General features: G+C 43.9%; 13 protein-coding genes. 4 read left to right on the forward strand and 9 right to left on the reverse strand.

The window, feature by feature from the left end:
* Nucleotides 1–13 precede the first annotated feature (13 nt).
* The 4 genes from WC227_02695 (at nt 14) to WC227_02710 (ending at nt 7,718) form a co-directional block, all read left to right on the forward strand.
* Complete coding sequence (locus WC227_02695) at nt 14–2,587, forward strand: TraM recognition domain-containing protein (GenBank protein MFA6963599.1); 2,574 nt, start codon at nt 14–16, stop codon at nt 2,585–2,587.
* 169 nt (nt 2,588–2,756) lie between these two features.
* A complete protein-coding gene (locus WC227_02700; GenBank protein ID MFA6963600.1) occupies nt 2,757–3,260 on the forward strand; it encodes a hypothetical protein in 504 nt (167 codons plus the stop codon).
* Nucleotides 3,261–3,283: 23 nt separating this feature from the next.
* Nucleotides 3,284–4,324 (forward strand): sigma factor-like helix-turn-helix DNA-binding protein, encoded by a 1,041-nt coding sequence (locus WC227_02705; protein ID MFA6963601.1) that lies wholly within the window; start codon nt 3,284–3,286, stop codon nt 4,322–4,324.
* A 196-nt stretch (nt 4,325–4,520) separates the two neighbouring features.
* Nucleotides 4,521–7,718, forward strand: a complete 3,198-nt coding sequence (locus tag WC227_02710; protein ID MFA6963602.1) for a DUF87 domain-containing protein — start codon at nt 4,521–4,523, stop codon at nt 7,716–7,718.
* A gap of 577 nt (nt 7,719–8,295) precedes the next feature.
* Here the strand turns inward: WC227_02710 and WC227_02715 are convergent.
* The 9 genes from WC227_02715 to WC227_02755 form a co-directional block, all read right to left on the reverse strand.
* Nucleotides 8,296–8,661 (reverse strand): small basic family protein, encoded by a 366-nt coding sequence (locus WC227_02715; protein ID MFA6963603.1) that lies wholly within the window; start codon nt 8,659–8,661, stop codon nt 8,296–8,298.
* A gap of 117 nt (nt 8,662–8,778) precedes the next feature.
* Entirely contained in the window at nt 8,779–9,690 is a 912-nt protein-coding gene (secF, locus tag WC227_02720; GenBank protein MFA6963604.1) for a protein translocase subunit SecF, read from the reverse strand.
* On the reverse strand, nt 9,683–10,981 hold the full coding sequence (gene secD / locus WC227_02725) for a protein translocase subunit SecD (protein MFA6963605.1): 1,299 nt from the start codon (nt 10,979–10,981) through the stop codon (nt 9,683–9,685). The genes secF and secD overlap by 8 nt, the downstream gene beginning before the upstream one ends.
* A 58-nt stretch (nt 10,982–11,039) precedes the next feature.
* Complete coding sequence (locus tag WC227_02730; GenBank protein ID MFA6963606.1) at nt 11,040–11,672, reverse strand: hypothetical protein; 633 nt, start codon at nt 11,670–11,672, stop codon at nt 11,040–11,042.
* Between the two features lie 110 nt (nt 11,673–11,782).
* Nucleotides 11,783–12,763, reverse strand: a complete 981-nt coding sequence (locus WC227_02735; protein MFA6963607.1) for an RluA family pseudouridine synthase — start codon at nt 12,761–12,763, stop codon at nt 11,783–11,785.
* Nucleotides 12,760–13,530 (reverse strand): polysaccharide deacetylase family protein, encoded by a 771-nt coding sequence (locus tag WC227_02740; GenBank protein ID MFA6963608.1) that lies wholly within the window; start codon nt 13,528–13,530, stop codon nt 12,760–12,762. The genes WC227_02735 and WC227_02740 overlap by 4 nt, the downstream gene beginning before the upstream one ends.
* A gap of 52 nt (nt 13,531–13,582) precedes the next feature.
* Nucleotides 13,583–14,719, reverse strand: a complete 1,137-nt coding sequence (locus WC227_02745; GenBank protein ID MFA6963609.1) for a DNA recombination protein RmuC — start codon at nt 14,717–14,719, stop codon at nt 13,583–13,585.
* An 81-nt stretch (nt 14,720–14,800) separates the two neighbouring features.
* Nucleotides 14,801–15,079: a DUF3467 domain-containing protein gene (locus tag WC227_02750; GenBank protein ID MFA6963610.1), complete on the reverse strand. Its 279-nt coding sequence runs from the start codon at nt 15,077–15,079 to the stop codon at nt 14,801–14,803.
* Nucleotides 15,080–15,097: 18 nt separating this feature from the next.
* The gene (locus tag WC227_02755; protein ID MFA6963611.1) at nt 15,098–17,977 is read right to left on the reverse strand and encodes an ATP-dependent DNA helicase; all 2,880 of its coding nucleotides are present in this window, start codon (nt 17,975–17,977) and stop codon (nt 15,098–15,100) included.
* Nucleotides 17,978–18,295: the final 318 nt, after the last annotated feature.

The following is an 18,295-nucleotide window of genomic DNA, read 5'->3' on the forward strand; positions in this document are numbered from 1 at the left end:
AAGAAAAATCAAAATGGCAACAAGTTCAAATTATTACAACTCTACTTCTCAATCACGGAACACTATATCGGCTACCTCAACCCAGGCAGATATGTCCGGGTGGTTTTGGTTTTTCGGCACGACTATCGTCCTTACAGCTCTGGTTTTGATTGTCGTCTGGATTCGCAAGATGTTGATTCGAAAGTCACAGGTCCAGATCACCCGTGACTGGATAATGTTCAAGGTGATGACGCCGAAGGAGCGCCATGCAGAGGAGGATGACCAGCGCAAGAATTTTCAGGAGATGTTAGGAGTAATTGAGCCGTTTTATGCCAATCTTCACGCGCTTTTTGACAACAATTTGTTCGCCAAAATGTTCAAACGCCAGACCCATATATCTCTCGAGCTGGTGGCCAAGGAAGGTCGGATATTCTTCTATGTCGGCTGTTCGAAAAAGATCTCTTCGATAGTTCTGAAGAATCTCCAGGCCCAATATCCTCACTCTGAGGTTCGCGAGGAGAAGGATTATTCAATTTTTCCAGACAAGCCGCTCAAAATGGATGTGACCAGCGTCACCCTGACACGGCGTTACATGTTTCCGATCAAAACTTACAAAATGCTTGAAGAGGATCCGCTCAACGCGATCACCAATTCACTCTCGCGATTGACAGAGAATGAATTGGCCGGCATCCAGATATTGGTACGACCAACCTCAGGGTTATGGCGATTGGCGGGCGAGCGAACTGCCTATAACATTCAACATGGCAAATCTCGAGTCTCATATTCCAACACTTGGTGGGTCAGAGCAGGAGAGTCATTCTTCAATTTTGTTAGCAGCTCGGCTAGCATGGTGGGCGGCAACAAGGAGCAGAACGAGACAGAGTATCAGAGCTCGATGAGAAAATTGACTCCAATGCAGGAGAACACAGTCAAGCTACTCGGCGAGAAGGCAGCCAAGATCGGATTTGAATGCCAAATCAGAATTGTCGGAGTAGGGGAGACCGACAAGGACGCCGAGAATGTGACGAAGAATATTGCTGCCTCTTTTAACCAGTTCAACGCACCTGACTCCAATGGACTTTGGAAAAAGGAACCAAAAAAGAAAAACGAAGAATTGGCCAACTATATTTTCCGAGTATTTTCATCTGGTAGTGTCTCAATATTAAATACCGAGGAGCTTGCTTCTCTTTATCATTTCCCAAATCGTTATATTGATACTCCAAATATCGTCTGGCTGTTGTCTCGCAAAGAGCCGCCACCAGCCAATTTGCCCTCCGAAGGTACTATCGTTGGTAAATCGCTCTATCGAGGTCAGGAGAAATTCATTCGTATCAAGGAAGCAGATCGTCTACGCCACATCTACCAAATCGGTAAAACTGGTGTGGGTAAAACTGTTATGTTCCAAAACATGATTCGTCAGGATATCGAAGAGGGTAAGGGTGTTTGCTATCTTGATCCAAATGGTGACGCCGCCGAGTGGATATTGAATCACATTCCGAAGGAACGCGCTGAGGATGTCATCTACTTCAATCCGGCTGATAGAGAGAGGCCATTTGGTTTGAATATGCTGGAGTGGAAGACGCCAGAGCAGAGAGACTTCTTGGTCCAGGAATCTATCCAAATATTTTACAAATTGTTTGACCCCAATCAGACTGGTATGGTTGGTCCGCAGTTTGAGCACTGGATGAGAAATGCGGCATTGACTTTGATGATGCATCCAGACGGCGGCACTATCATCGATATCCCACGCCTCTTTACTGATCCAGATTTTGAAAAGGATCGTGTCAAATATGTGACAGATCCTGTGGTTAAATCTTTCTGGGAAAAGCAGATGGCCAAGACGGCTGATTTCCACAAATCTGAAATGTTGAATTACTTCACCTCCAAGTTTGGTAGATTCATGACCAACGACATGATGAGGAATATTCTAGGTCAGACCAAGTCATCCTTTGATTTCCGCGAGATCATGGACACCAAGAAAATTTTGATCTGCAATCTCTCCAAGGGATTGATCGGCGAAATTAATGCCTTCTTGCTTGGTATGGTGATCGTATCCAAGATTGCCATGGGTGCCTTCTCCCGTCAGGAAATTCCCGAGAATGAACGTGTTCCTTTTTACCTCTATGTTGATGAGTTTCAAAACTTTATTACCGATGTTTTCGCCACGATTTTGTCAGAGTCTCGTAAATACAAACTGAGCTTGAATATCACCAACCAGTACATCGAGCAGTTAGATGAGAAGATTCGTGCCGCTGTCGTGGGCAACGCTGGTACTTTGATTGCCTTCCGCATGGGCGCCGCTGACGCAGAATTCTTCCAGAAGGAGTTTGACCCGCTCAAGCCTGATGATCTGACAAATATTGACAAGTATAATTTCTACATTAAGATGCTGATCGACGGCGCGCCAACCCGACCTTTCAATGGTCAGAGCATCTGGCCAGAGGACTTTGAAGGCAATCCCAAGCTAGGGACCGCGATTAAAGAGCTCTCAAGGCTGAAGTATGGCAAACCCAGAGAAATCATAGAGACGGAGATATTGGAGAGATCGAAGGTTGACAGTATTGATCTGCCAGGTCTCAAATCAACTGGCGGAGCACCGACGTCATAAAGTCGAAAGTCCATAAAGTCCATAAAGCATATGGTACAAAATCAGCACGAAAATGTGCTGATTTTTGTAGTTAATATTAGAACATAAAAGTGTTGACGATGGCGATCTAATGTGGTAAGATATTCCACGAGGTCAAAAATAATTGCCGTGAAAACGGCTCAAAACAAAAATGCCAACTGAGAAAGATCTCTCAAATATCAAACAGCTCCTTGATTCAGCCGAGAACAATATTCGCTTGGCACGCTCCCTAATGTTTTCGCGTGAAGTGTTAGTCAAGAGCGAGCGTAGCGAAGCCTCAAACGAAGAGAGCGAGAGCGTCGTGGAAGGGATATTTGACGGCGAGCGGATGGTTACTTCAAGCGGAAAGACTTATTCAGTCCCTGCGAATTATGCCTCGAAATCCAAGCTCGTAACTGGCGACACTCTCAAGTTGACTATTCCTGAAGACGGAAGCTTTATTTTCAAACAAATCGGTCCAGTCGAGCGCAAGAAACTGGTTGGTTTGTTGGAAGATATGGGCGACAATGTCTATACGGTTACGGCTGGCGGCACCAAATATCGTGTTCTGGCCGCCTCAATCACTTATTTCAAAGCTAAAATCGGGGACAGGGTAAGTATTCTTGTCCCAGAAGATTCAGCAAGCGAGTGGGCAGCAGTCGAAAATATTATTTAAATATTTAATCAATAAAGTAATAAATGGAAAATCGCATGACAGTCAAAAACTTTTCTCCCTACAAAATTGTAAGAGAGGCAATCAGCGGCTTAAAACCAAACGAACGTAAGGTTATAGCTAGCCGTTTTGGTGTTGATACTGATCACAAAACACTGTCATCCATCGGTCGTGAGCTTGGACTTTCACGCGAAAGAATTCGTCAGATCGAAAAAGACGGTCTTCGCAAGCTTGCTAAATCTATCGTTGAAGATAACAACTCATATATTATCGATATCGTTGACGCTTTTGAGAAACAGGGCGGTATTTCTAGCCACAACAAAATCGCTGAGAAATTCCTCGACGAAGTAATGCACAAAGACAAGAATGAGTTCAACTCGCTTCACCTGATCTTCCTTTTGATGCCACAGATCATCAAGATCGAGCGTACACAAGAGCTCGAAGCTGGTTGGATGCTTGGGTCTGTCTCCAAAGATGACATAGTCTCAATCATCGATGCTTGGGTCACACATTTGAAGAAACAAAAACGTCCAGAGAATATTGATATTTTGGTCCAATCTCATCCAACTCAATCCAAATACAAGATGACCTTCCTTTCAGAACTTCCAGAAATTTCCAAACGACTTGTTCGCACCGAATCTGGTGAAATCGGTCTGTCTGTCTGGCCTGAAGTCAACCCAAAGAATGTCAGAGACAAAATCTACTTTATTCTTAAAAAGTATGAAAAACCTCTCCATTTCAACGAAATCGCTGCCAAGATCAAGGATCAGAGCTTCGATGGTAAGGACATTGTCCGCGCTACCGTTCACAATGAGTTGATTGCTGATGAACGTTTCGTCTTGGTTGGCCGTGGGATCTACGCTCTGTCAGAATGGGGCTACAAAGAGGGGACTGTCGCCGAAATCATTTCTGAAATTCTATCCAAGAATCCCGAAGGCATGACCGCAGAGGATATCGTCAAGGCAGTGTCCAAACAGAGAATTGTGAAGAAAAATACCATCCTTATAAATCTTCAGACAAAGCCACTATTTAAAAAAGTTGGCAAGTCAAAATTTGCTCTAAAATAAGCACATTGTCAGTACTCAAAGAAAGCTCACAGGCCTTGGCCTGTGAGCTTTTGTGTTTGTGGACTTTATAAACATTTATTTGTATAATTAGATTAATGTCTCTATCGGCCAATTTTTATATATGAATTTTATACTATACGTAATTTACTTCGTCTTAATCGTTGGACCAATATACTTAATATGGGCAATTGCTAATATGAACAAAAAAATCAAAAAAGTCGACTGGCTAGCCGCTCAAGAATACACAGTATTGCGTATAGATGTACCGCGCAACAACGAGAAGTCGCCGATGGCCGCTGAGCAAATGTTTGCCGCTATTCATGGTATCTACTCCGAATCTGCCGAATTCCAAAATCATCTGAGCTTCGAGATAGTCTCAAAAGATAAGTTCATTCAATTCTATATCTATTTGCCTTTGCACTTGAAGGATTTCGTAGAGGGTCAGATCTATGCTCAATATCCGACTGTCGAGATTAATGAAGTCGATGATTATGCCCAGAATGCCAGTATTGGCTCCAAAGATTATGCCATCTGCGAACTTAATTTGACCAAGCCAGATGTCTATCCAATCAAAACCTTTACAGATTTCGATGTAGACCCGATTTCATCTATCACTTCCGTCATGACCAAGCTTGGCGAGGATGAGGAAGTCTGGGTTCAATTTGTGATCAAGCCAATAGGGGATGAGTGGCAGGAAAAAGGTCATGAAATGGTCTCTTCTGTCCGAAACGGCACCAATATTGCCAAGGTTGGACTCGGCCGTGCTATCGCAAGTGGTTTTGCAAAATTTGGCAAAGCTTTAGTCTTGCAGGCGATCAGACCTGGCGTCGACTTGGATCAGCCAGAAAAGGAAGTCAAATTGCCATCTGCCGTAGAGGACGCCCTCAAGAATATTGAGCTCAAAATCACCAAACTTGGATTCGAGACCAAAATCAGGGTATTGGCTCTCGGGACCGATCCAACTCTGACCAAAGCTAAATGCCAAAATATCGCTGCAACGTTCAAGCAGTTTAATTCGACCACCCTAAACGGTTTCAAAATAGGGGAAGTCCATATCAACAATCAGACCTCATTCAAGGATTTCGTATATCGCTCGTTTGAAGATGACGGCGCGATCCTCAATATCGCTGAAATTGCTTCAATATTCCATTTACCATCTAGTTCAGTCTCGACCCCAAATATTGTTTGGTCTGGCTCCAAGAAGGGAGAACCACCTTCCAACTTACCGCTTCGAACAAACACTGAAGAATCTCAATTTACAGTGCTTGGACTTACGAATTTTCGGAATAATTTACAGGAGTTTGGCATCAAAACTGATGATCGCCGACGACATATTTATATTATTGGTAAATCTGGTACTGGTAAGTCCACATTGATCGAGAATATGGTGATCAACGATATCGCGGCCGGCAAAGGCGTAATCCTAATTGATCCGCATGGAGAAACTGCGGACAAGATTTTGGCGTGTACTCCTGACAGTCGTATCAACGATGTTATAGTCTTTGATCCTTCCGATCGCGAATTTCCTGTCGCCTTCAACCTATTGGAAACGGTCGATGATGATTTTAAGGGGATTGTCGCATCTGGTTTTGTTGGAATCTTCAAGAAGATATTTGGTGAATCATGGGGACCTAGACTTGAGCATATTCTTCGAAATACTGTTTTGGCGCTTCTGGATTGTCCCGATTCCACCATGCTGGACATCCCCAAGATGTTGACCAACAACAGGTTCCGCGACAAGATCGTCGAGCAGGTTAAAGATTCGGTGATCCGAGACTTCTGGGTCAATGAATTCGCACAATATGATAGCAAATTTAGGACTGAGGCTGTTTCACCAATTTTGAACAAAGTTGGGCAGTTCCTGGCCACTTCGACTATTCGAAACATTGTCGGTCAAGCACATTCTCGTCTGAACATTCGTGAAGTCATGGACCAGCAGAAGGTAATGATTGTAAATCTATCTCGTGGCAAGATCGGAGAAGACAACTCTGCGCTTCTCGGCGCGATGATGATTACCAAGATTCAGCTTGCCGCGATGAGCCGTGCTGATGTCACAATCGAGAATAGACCAGATTGTTTCCTCTACGTGGACGAGTTTCAGAACTTTGCGACTGACTCTTTCGCTACGATTCTTTCCGAGGCTCGAAAGTATAATCTGTCCCTTACTATTGCTCATCAATACATCGCTCAAATGCCTGACCCGGTCAAAGAAGCAGTATTTGGCAATGCGGGTACCCTGATCTCATTCCGTGTTGGTGGATCTGACGCTGTGACGCTGGTCAAAGAGTATGCTCCTGTTTTTGAAGAAAACGATATGGTTAATCTCGAGAAGGCTCATATCTATATCAAACTTCTAATCGATGGTATAGCACCGCCAGCTTTCTCTGCCAGAACTCTGCCACCAGTCGCCAAATTGACCGGCAACTATGATCAGGTTGTGAACCAATCTCACCAAAAATATTCTGTCGCGCGCAGTACCGTCGAGGCTCAGATTGATGGTAAGTCAAGTCAGGAAGAGGAAGAGCTGAAAAGAGAGGCTGAAATCTTCAAATCTGGCGGACTCGAAGCGCTTCTGACAAAACGTGGCGCCGCTTCACCTAGTTCGGAGCCAGAGGACCGCGCTCCCGAAAAGGAAACCGTCAACTCCGCATTTATCCCAGAGGAGGCGCAAGCCGAGCCAAAGCCTCTTGTAGACTCTGAGCCAGAAGATAAACCTGTATACAAGTCTGAACCAGTATCTCAGCCAGAATCAGCAAAGCTAGAAGAACATGCTAATCGCGAAGACGTAGCCTCAGTAAAACATGAAAGCCATGAAAAACCCGAAGAGCCTACTAAGTCAGACGAGCCAAGAATCCTGAAGTGGCAGAACGTTATAGAGGGCAAGGTCTACAAGGAGCGCACAGCACGAGGTAATGTGAAGTGGTATGTTGGCGACGAGGTCGACGAGGAGAAGCTTCTCAAGGCCGGTGTAGTCTTGGACGACAAGGCGAAGCGAATCATTGCGCTAACCGCCAAACTCGCAGATCATGATGGCACCCAGAAAAAAAATGTAGTAGGGGAGAGCGATTCTATCCGTCCCGAAAAAGTGGACAATCTATTGGAGCCAAAAGAAGTACCAAGCACTGCGATCGTAGAATCAAATTTGCTTCCAGAAATTGCGCCAAATATATTACCTGCTTTTCAACCGGAGAATCTACCAGAGAAACACGAAGCAGACAGTCCTGCGCTTGCCCACTCGATATTGTCGCCGAATGAAGAGAAGGAACTGCCGAAGACTGATCATGCTGAGGCGCCAACTAAACATGCCGAATCTCATCATGTGACGCATCATCACGCTACCCATCTAGCGGAAGGCCAGTCGGTTAAGCTACACCACAAAGAGGAAGATAAATAGAGATAGATACTAGTGAATAGGGAAGACTCAGGCGGAAGCCAGGGTCTTTTCTTTTATCTACCGGAGAAGTCCGTTTTTTCTAGAAGCCTTGGGGGAGTGATAGATATTCATCAAAGTATATGGCATGAGCTATATGGGGTAGCACAAATGTTGTAGAGGAGGCAGGGGCCCCGGATTATTTTGGTGCAAATAAACGGTGCAAATATGAACTTCCCCAAAATAGGGTGTTTGGGGGAAGTGAGTTCCTACGAACTAATTATGTCGCATAACATACATTATACGACATTAGCCAAAACCCGGAGAAGGACCTCTACCCTATCCATTTATCCATATTTTTGGTTATGTCTATTTGCCGTATATATCTAGACATTTATTCTGATGCGTCCGCCCTTACATTCTTCGCTAGTTGTCCTACCATTTTGCTGTTAACTTTACCAATCAAACAATTTCGCATAACTCTTATTACAATTGCTGCAATAATACTCATTTCGAGCTTGCCATACGTCCAAAATACACTCAAAAAGCCCCAGAATGGCTTCTGCGGCGTTTTTCATACTCTGTATGATAATTTGTACCTTTAGTTCATTTCTTCAACTTTGGCGGACCGTCTTTTGATACTTGAAACTGTAAAAGTTTTGATTGAGCCAATGTTGGAAAGTATACGAATGGTAAATGCGATGATGATTGCTAGGTATAGGTCCAGGTTTAATTTGTCGCCAAAGAATGTTATGACCATGGCGATTATCATGTTAAACAAAAGGCCTGATACAAAGACAGTGGTATCATACTTTTTCTCAACCTGCGCTTTTACCGCGCCAAAAATAGAGTCGAGAAGACCGATTATTGCGACTGCAGTGTATCGAGTGTATTCCGGTGGAATATCAAATTGCAGGAAAGCTCCAACTGATAGTCCTAAAATTAAGCCCAAGGCAATTAATAACATTATATTTCTTCCTTCTATTTGAAAATCTATTTTTGTCCATTATCTACAAACTAGATCCGTAGATATGTCGATTATTCTTAAATAAATAATTTTCGCAAATAGGCGGAAGGCACTCCCCTATTTTTTGTTTGCGGCTTTGTTCTTCAATAATTTCTTTTGCCAGAGTACGAGGAGCGGCGCTGCGTTGAAGATTGAGGAATATGTTCCGATAGTGATACCGAAGACTAGAATCAATATGAAATGCTTAATTGAGCTACTGCCGAAGACCAGGAGGGCCAACAATACGATTAGCGTCGTGAGCGAAGTATTTACTGATCTCACAACGGTCTGATTGATACTCTCTTCAGCAGAGAGTGCAATATCCTGGTGGGGGTTTTTGATGAAGTTCTCGCGTAATCGGTCATAGACCACGATTGTGTCATGAACTGAGAAACCCATAATGGTCAGGAGTGCGGTCACGAAAAGCGCATCAACTTCCATCCAGATGAAAAAGTGGCCGATGACGGCGACAAATCCAGTCGTAATAAGAAGGTCGTGAATTAGGGCAATCACGGCGCAAACGCCAAACATCCAGGAAGAAAGAGGCTTTGGAACCTTGCGAAAAGCAAAGGCAATGAAAATGATAATTGTAATAGAAGCAATTATGACAGCCAGAATAGATTTATTGGTCAAATCCTGTCCGATCAGAGGACCGACAGTGTCATAGCTCACCTCTTTGTAATCGCTAATCTTCTCGGTGAATTTAGTTGCTAGCTCCTTGTGTTGATCATTGCTCAAGGTTTGAAGTTTGACAATTACGTCAGAAGCACCACTTTCTTTGATCTGGTAGCCAGTCATACCGAAATTATCAAGGGTGGATTTCGCAAGGTCTACCTTTTGAGAGTTCTCGGAACTAAACTGGATTACGGTACCGCCTTTGTAGTCTACACCGACTCGGAGCCCGTAAAAACCAATTGCGAGTACTGAAGCAATTGCCAAAATTATAGAGAATGCAAACCAATAGTTTGAGTTTCTAATGATTCTAAACATGGATAAACCTCTTGGCATAGCTAGATGATGATAAAAGCAACAATATTGTTCGGGTCACAGTGATCGCGGTAAACAAACTGATGATGATACCGATCATCAAGGTCAGAGCGAAACCTCTGATTGGTCCGGAGCCTGTGGTGGTATAGAGAATCAAACAAGTCAGGATTGAGGAAGTATTCGAGTCGCGAATTGAGTTCCACGATCTTTTGAAGCCGTCCATAATGGAAAGGTGCAAATCCTTGCCGGACTTAAGTTCCTCTTTCATCCTCTCAAATATCAGAACGTTTGCGTCTATTGCCATACCGATAGATAATACAAACCCGGCGATACCGGCAAGCGTTAGAGTGACTGGCATGATTTTGTAAACGGCCAGTGTTATTGCGGCGTAAGTTGTAAGTGCGAAAATTGCGATAAGGCCTGGGAATTTATAATATGAGACTATAAACATTGCAACCAATATCAGACCGATCAATCCGCCTACAAGGCTAAGCTTCAATGAGTTCGTGCCCAGGGTGGCACCAATATTTTGTTGGCCAATTAGATTGGTTGGGACTGGAAGCATGCCCTCGTTTAATCGTTTGGCTAAGTTTTGTGCTTCTTTGATATCCTTTGAGCCCGTGATAATGGCTTCACCGTTGGCAATTTCGGTTTGTACATTTGGAGCGGATACAATTTTGTTGTCCAGCACTATTGCAATTCTCTTATTGATATTATCCTTGGTCAGCTGTCGGAACATATCGGTTCCGATGTTGTCGAACTTGATCTGCACTACGGGTTGAGATGTCGCTACTCCTTGTGAGTTTCCGTCAAAGGTTGCGTCCGATTTGGTCAGGTTGCGTCCAGTAAGCTCTGATTTTTTCCAATAACCTGGGTAAGTATATGTCGGTTCGTAATAATCGCTAAGTTGAGCGCCATCAGCTTCAGTGCCCTCTACCATGAATGCAAGTTCATAAGTAGCGCCAATCTTATCAATTGCTTCATCGATATTTGTAATTCCAGGCAGCTCAATCAGAATGCGGTCTCCCCCGCTGGTTTGGATAGTTGGCTCCGCAACACCGAGTTCGTTGATACGTCTATCGAAGACATTTTTCAGATTGTTTAGATCTTTTACTTTATCTTTTGATTGGCTCAAATCGGCTTGGTAGATCAGCTCTGTCCCGCCGACAAGATCAAGGCCTAGCATTGCTTTGATTCGATCGCCAAAGAAGAAGCTCTTCGGCAAGTCGATAGAAATTGCGAGCGCTACAATCAATATAATAAAACCGAAACCAACCCAGAGTTTTGTTCTCATAATATATACATCTTATCTAAAAAATAGTACTTAAGTCAACGCTCGTTGCGCTTAGCGCTTATCGTACGATTGGGCAGACCAAAAGATCGCCAGTTTTTGCCAGTTTTGGAACGATATCTTCTTCGAGCATGGAGTAGCCTTTTGGGAATACAGTAAATACCGATGGGTCAAAAAGATATATTCCGTCCATCGAAGAGAGATCTTCTGTTAGAAGGGTGGCAGTGGAATTGTGGGTTTTGTGGAATTCAATCAGTCCAGCCAGATTGTATTCGCCTTGGTCGGCATTACTATAAACGATAAACAAACCACCAGCCAGTTCTTTTTTCAGGGCATGTATTGCTCCGCCAGAGCCTTCACCTTTGTCCGAATATTTGATTGATACGTCAGAAATATTTGCTTTTGCAATCTTGTCCTTGACCTTATCGCCCAAGAAGCCAGTTGCGACGATAACCTCTTTGACACCGAAGCCAGACAAGGATTTGATGAAATCAATTGCTCGGTCTGCTGATTTGATCGCATTATCTCCGCCGAGAAGCACTACCGCCTTGACTGGGGCGCTGTTGTCTAGGGCGTTTAGAACTAGAGATTCGATTGCGTGTGATCGATTTCTAAGTTCTACGCCGTCGATTGCCTTATCGATCATTTTCAGAACCTCTGTTTTGATGGAAATTGTAATTCTCTCTCGATCCATGATTCTCCCTATAGTAAATTGTTATTGTATTCATAATTTATCATACACAAAAAATCGAAGTCAAATCCAAATCATTGCCAGACTGAGAAGAGGGCTATAGGTGTGAAAAATTAATCAATTTGCTTAAAGGCATTCAAGACTGCGTTAAAGTCTTCAGGTATTTCTGCGGTAAAATTTGATTGTTTGTTTTGCCCCGGTATTGTAAAAGAGAGACTTTTGGCATGCAGCATCTGTCTCTCGATTGATCTGGTATCGGAGAAATGTTTGCTATCCTTGGAACAGTAAACTTGGTCGCCTAGGACTGGGAATCCGGCTAGCATTGATTGTAGTCTGATTTGGTGGGTCCGGCCTGTCTCTATGTCGTACTCAACGAGAGAAATTCGTTTACCAGCGCTATCTTGCAAATAAGAAATTACTTTGTAATTTGAAACTGCTAACTTCCCTTTCATTTCCCCGACTTCGGCCATTTTCTTGCGGTCTTTCGGGTTTCTGCCAATATAATTCGTCATTCTTCCAGTTTCATTTTTGGGCCAATTATAACAAATTGCCAGATAGATTTTCTTGACGTCCCGGTGCATGATCTGACGAGAAATTGAGTGCATTGCGCGTGCGTTTTTGGCTACTACCATAATTCCAGAGGTGAATTTGTCCAACCTATGTACTATTCCCGGACGGAACTTGGATATCTCTGAATCTGGCTCTGCCAAAGCGTCCTTGATGTTTGGCGAATGCGCGAGAAGCGCGTTGACTAACGTACCAGTATAGTTGCCTGCTGCGGGGTGGACGACCATCCCAACGGGTTTATTGAGGACGATAACGTCCTTATCTTCATAGATGATATCTAGCGAAATATCCTGAGCTGTTGGCTCTACGGTTGACTGAATTTCTGACATAGATACTTTGATTTCGTCGCCCAATTTCAACTTGTAGCTAGATTTTGTTGGCTTATTATTGACCAAAATAGCCCCTTCTTTGATCAGCTTGGCAAAGTAATTTCGAGAGTAATCTGGATTTTCTTTGGCCAAGTATTGATCCAGTCTCTCCCCCGCTCCGGAACTCACTACATAAATTTTGGAGTCAGAATTGTTCATTTCAAAAATCCTGCGATGTTAGTATCAGCGTTTACACGATAGCGAGATAAAAGCAGATTATCAGACTTCAAATCCCCTATCCCGTATTTCGTGGTAACGGCGTAAAAATAACCAGCTTCTCGAGCAGTGGACACAACCTCAGAGTTCTCTTTCCCAGCAGGATAACACAAGCTTACAATATTATGTCCGAGTATTTTTTCGAGTGCGATCTTGCTATCCTTCAGCTCGAGACTTACTTTTTCCTGAGAGATTTTCGTCAGGTCTGGATGAGAAATGGTATGAGATCCGACTTCGATTCCGTTGGTGTTGATCTCTCTAATTTGGGTCTCGGTCATATAATCAGAGCTGGTTTCCCCAGTAATTACAAAAGCTACCGCTTTCATCTGTTCTAATTTAAGAGCTGGGTATGCGCTCTCGAAGAAGTTTGAATATCCATCATCAAAGGTGAGAATGATTGGTTTGCTGGGTGCCTGACCGCTCGCTATCTCTTCAAATGTTGTCGTTGTATAGCCTTTGCTTTTGATCAGCTCTAGCTGGGTCGCAAATTTTGCAGGTGAAACCGACAAGTTCGTGCCGATCTGATCGCTCGTATCGACAAAATCACGAATGTGATGGTACATCAGAATAGGTATTTCAGTTGGCATGGCGACAGGTGCAGCTTCTATCCTCTGGTCTGGCGATGGCGCAGTCGTAGTCGTCGCTTCCTCACTCTTGGTGGGATTAACGACCTCAGACTTTAGCGATTGGGCCTGTTCGAAAGCAAGCATTACCAAAAATATCCCCAAAAGAACTATAATTCCTATCAAAATTTTTTTAGATTTATATTTCATCAATCAATTTGGGCGTTTCCGTTGTTTCAATTTTGTGGCTTTTGATTTTGTCTACCACTGACGTGAGCTGACGATTCCGCGTATTAGCAACTAATTCGTACTGCTTGCTGGCTGAGCTAATTCGGTCCCCGACCTTGTCGAATTCCTCGGTAAACTTCTGGTATTCTGTGTCAAATCTCTGTATCAATCCGATGATATGCTGGAGGTTCTCCTGATAACGGAAATTGGTATAAGCTTGCTTGACCATCCGAAGAATCGCCGTGAAGCTAAATGGGCCGGCCAAGACGACTTTCTTTCGCATTGAATCTTCCCAGACATCGTTCATCTGCTCGTAAATGTATGAAAATATCATTTCATTCGGGATGAATAAGATTACGAAATCGACAGTCTTCTCTTCTGGATTAATGTATTCTCGGGTACAAACCTGCTTGATCTTCTCCTTGACGTCATCCTTGAACTTCTTGAACCAGGCCTTCTTTTCCTGATCATTTTCGGCTTCCAGGGTTTTGACGAGCGACGAGTAAGGGAACTTAACATCGATATTAATCTTGGTCTGGTCGGGGAGCAGAATAGTAAAGTCAGGCCGAGTGCTTTGGGTTTGCTGTGCCTCGTTCTTGATATAAGTTTGACCGATTACAAATCCTGCCATCTTGAGTAGATCCTCGGCAACTTGCTCGCCAAAGGCACCGCGAAGCTGATTGTTGGAGAGCAAACTTTTTAGCTTCTCAGTGCTCATCTTCAGGTCTTTGGTAATCTCCTGTTGGCTTTTGAGCTCGCTCGAGAGAGTTGAGAACGATTTGATTCTGTCTTCGTCGCTCTTGCTCAAGCGCTCTTCGTTCTTGTGGATATCTCGGCGAATTTCGTTGATCAATTCAGAAATGGCTGATTTCTTGCCATCCAGGTCCACCTTAATTTCGTTTTTCTGGGCCTGCAGGATTTCCTTGGCATACTGGATGAATTGTTCGGAGTTATTTCTCAATGCATCGGTGGAGAGTTTGGATATTTTCGATTCGAGATCCCCTGTGCCTGAGCCGCTAGCCAGGAATCTTTTCAATAGGAAAAAAGTGAGCAGACTACTGCCAAGAAAAGCGATCGCTATTACGATGATTAGACTAAGTGTGTTCATCCTATCCCCTCAATAAATACTTTAGATCATTATACCAAAAATATTAGGCGAACAAAAGCCAAACATTTAGTTGCGGATTACTTAGGCTTTGAAGCCGATTGTTCTGTCTGGCTCTACTGATTCTGTAATCTTGCCAAAGCTTTTTTCATAGAGCGTTAGGTTCTCCTCTATCGCCTTTGCGATTCTCTTCATGTGGCCAGGGCTTGTGATAATTCTGGAGACTAGGCTTCCCTGTGGCGGCATTATGTTGAGAAAATCCAGTACAAATTCTTCTCCGGTGTGCTGAACAATCAAATTGTTAGAGTAGCTCCCCTTCACGCTCTGGTCATTAAATTTAATATTGATTTGTTGCTCTGTCATATATTTCCTATGGTTAAATTATTTTTTACTATCTGGGCAGATATCGGAATATGGGCACATTTTACATTGGAACATATCGGGCTTTGCCTTCAAGTCTTGCTTTCGCAAGCCCTCTGCTACGGCCATTATCATCTCCTTCGTCTCCTCAAGGTCTTTCTCGGTGTAAGTGATTTCTCCCCTCAAGCCCGACTCGATAAACAGTAGGGTCGTCTTGGGAATAACACTATACTTTTCATACCACGCCAGAGCGTAAATTTTCATCTGAGTAGAATCCTTGATTCTCCGATCGGCATCTTTTTGCTCACGGACATCGGACGTTTTGAAGTCCCTAATCTCAGCGCTCTCCCCTACTCCGCATATCAGATCATACCGGCCGTTCACCTTGACTTTATTCTCAGAAAATTCGAATACTTCCTCAACTTTTGTCGGGTTTGTGGGATTATCAGAGTCATCGTTATAAAATCTAGTTAAAGTCATAAGTCCCTGCTTGTAACGCAGCTCTTCCTGATCTCTGGTGATAAATCCGATATTCTTGAATGCCGTTTCGTAATCCGCTAGTAACTGTTCAAGAGTTGGGATTTCACCATTAATTTTTCGATTGAAATAGTGATCTAGCGCGGCGTGAATTGCTGTCCCGTACATCAAGAATTGATTCTCTAGGAGCGGTATTTTCACTACATGGGCAAAGTAAAATTTCCTGGGGCAAGAATAGTAATCATCGATTTGCTGACGAGAAAGTCGGAGTGTCTCGTCGGTGAATTTATTCGGTAATTTCGCAGGCTTTTGAACCAGCTTCTTGAAGCGTTCTATCTTCTGCATTGGGTCTAGCTTGTGTTTTAGTTTGAGCGAATCTGCCTCCCCGATGAGCTCCATTACAAACTGGGAAAGCTTCTTGCTTCTCTTGCCGCCGTAGTCTTCGGCCGCGGTCAGAAATAGATTTGTCTTGGCCCGGGTTGCCGCAACATAAAATAGTCGGCGTTCTTCCTGCAAATGAAAATCCCCTTCTGGCAATCGTTCTTTGATCAGTTTGTCTGGGATGGGCAGAGGGTCTCTTCGCTGTCTGCCCGGGAATCTATCGGCTACACAATTGGCAATGAATACTACGGGCCACTCTAGGCCTTTCGAAGCGTGAGCGGTTAGGATATTGACCGCATCGATGTCTCTGTCTATGTCAGAGGAAATCACCTCATCTCCTACTTCAAGGATCAGCTCTAAGTTATTCAAAAAGGCGTGGACTCCCCTATCCTCACTCCCGTGATTGAATTGGGCGATTCGATCAAAAAATTTGGCAATATTATGAATTTTGATCTCGTTTTCGGTGTTATTTGTTTCGATCAATTTCTTCAAATATTTCTTGGCTTTGAGATAATCGTAGAGAAGCTCTCCACATGGCTCTGCTTTTCTCTCAGAATATTCCTTAACATCCTGGACTAAGCTTTCGATTTTTAGCTTGTCTTTCTCACCTATTGTCGCCAGATCGATCGTATCGATTATAGCTCGGTTTCTGCGTTTCGACTCAGTATAATACTCCGAGAGGGCATCGTGGGATACTCCATACAATTCGCTTGTCGCAAGTTGGTACAGAGCTAGAGAGTCGTCCGTATAGACGATAGATTTTAGGAACGCGACCAACATTTTGATCTCCGGTTGAGCGAACAGCCCCGATGACCCAGAGAAGATATATGGGATTCCGGCAATATTAAATGATTGCAGAAATGGCTCAGCCTGATTGTTGGCACGGACCAGCAGAGCGAAATCATTGTATTTGTAGCCCTTTCCTTCTTTCAATTCTTTGATTCCTTCCGCGACCTTGTCTGCTTCACATGAGAGATTGTCGCAAAATAATAGTTCTGGAGTGACTCCGTGTTTTGTTGAAACTAGACGCTTGTTGATCTTGTTCTGTATCTCAAGACGGTCTGGATTGTTGTTTTGTATGAGTCGGTATGACGAATCCAGAATTTCTTGTGTAGAGCGGTAGTTTTCATTCAATACAACTTGTTTGGCCTTGGGATAGGTCTTGTTGAAATCCAGAATATTAGAGATAGAGGCGCCACGAAAACGATAAATAGACTGGTCGTCATCCCCTACCACAGTAATATTATCGGAGCCAGACGAGAGTAATTTGACGATCTCGTTTTGAGCAAAGTTGGTATCCTGATATTCGTCGACTAGGACATATTTGAAGCGCTTGTGGCACTCCCCCAACACTTTCTTGTTCTCCTTTAGCAGTTTGTAGGTCAGATATAGTTGGTCTCCAAAGTCGAGATTTCCGGATTGAATCATCAAATCCTGATATCTTGCGTAGGCGTTCGCCAATTCCAGCGTTTTTTCATTCTCGATAGGGTCATCATTTGTTTGCAAACTTGCGAAAGCTAAATACTGTTCTGGTGAAATTAGTTCGTCCTTTAGCCTGGAGAAATGATTCAAAAGCGCTGAAATATGGGTCAAGGGACTTGCGATTGGGCGAAAATGTACGAGATCGAAGGCATAGATATTTTGTCTCATGAAGATGGCTTGTTCCGTAGCGGTAAGAACCTTGAAATTTGCTGGGAGGCCCAGGTCGAGCGAATGATCTCGGAGCAATCTGTCGCCAAAAGCGTGAAAAGTAGAGATCCACATGTCGGTGTAGCCGTATGGGACGAGCATATCGACCCGCTCTTCCATCTCCGAGGCAGCCTTTTCGGTAAAGGTCAGAGCTAGTATTTCTGAAGGTTTGGCTAGCTTTTGCTCGATCAGGTAAGCAATCCGACGAGTGATGACAGTTGTCTTGCCTGTACCGGCACCAGCGATGATCAAAAGCGGGCCATCGCGATGCGTGACAGCATCTTTCTGTGCAGTGTTGAGCCCAGTTAATATTTTCTCGGATGAGTCCTTTGTTGTAAAAAGGTCTTGTTGCATGACTGCATTATAACAAAGTGCGTGGGTATATCAAAAAAAGACCCTTGCGGGTCGATAAGATTGTCCTGTAGGTGCCCGAGCTTACCGGGCACCTACCTGTATGGAGCTGGTCACTACCCCAGCGGTACTAGTGATTGGTGGCGCTCACAGCGCCGGTTCCCGTCCGTGTGTCGGACAATCAACCGGATACTATGCTCGCCATTTGCCGTTGCGCTTCTTCAATACCGGATACCATCTTTTTCGCCGCTTCAAATTCCGCCGTCTTCAGGAAACTGTCCTGTAAACCGACGTCTGAAGCAAAGTCAAATCTCAATTTTC

This window comes from Patescibacteria group bacterium (genome assembly GCA_041671645.1).
Lineage (GTDB): Bacteria > Patescibacteriota > UBA1384 > XYA2-FULL-43-10 > 1-14-0-10-43-13 > JBAZBD01.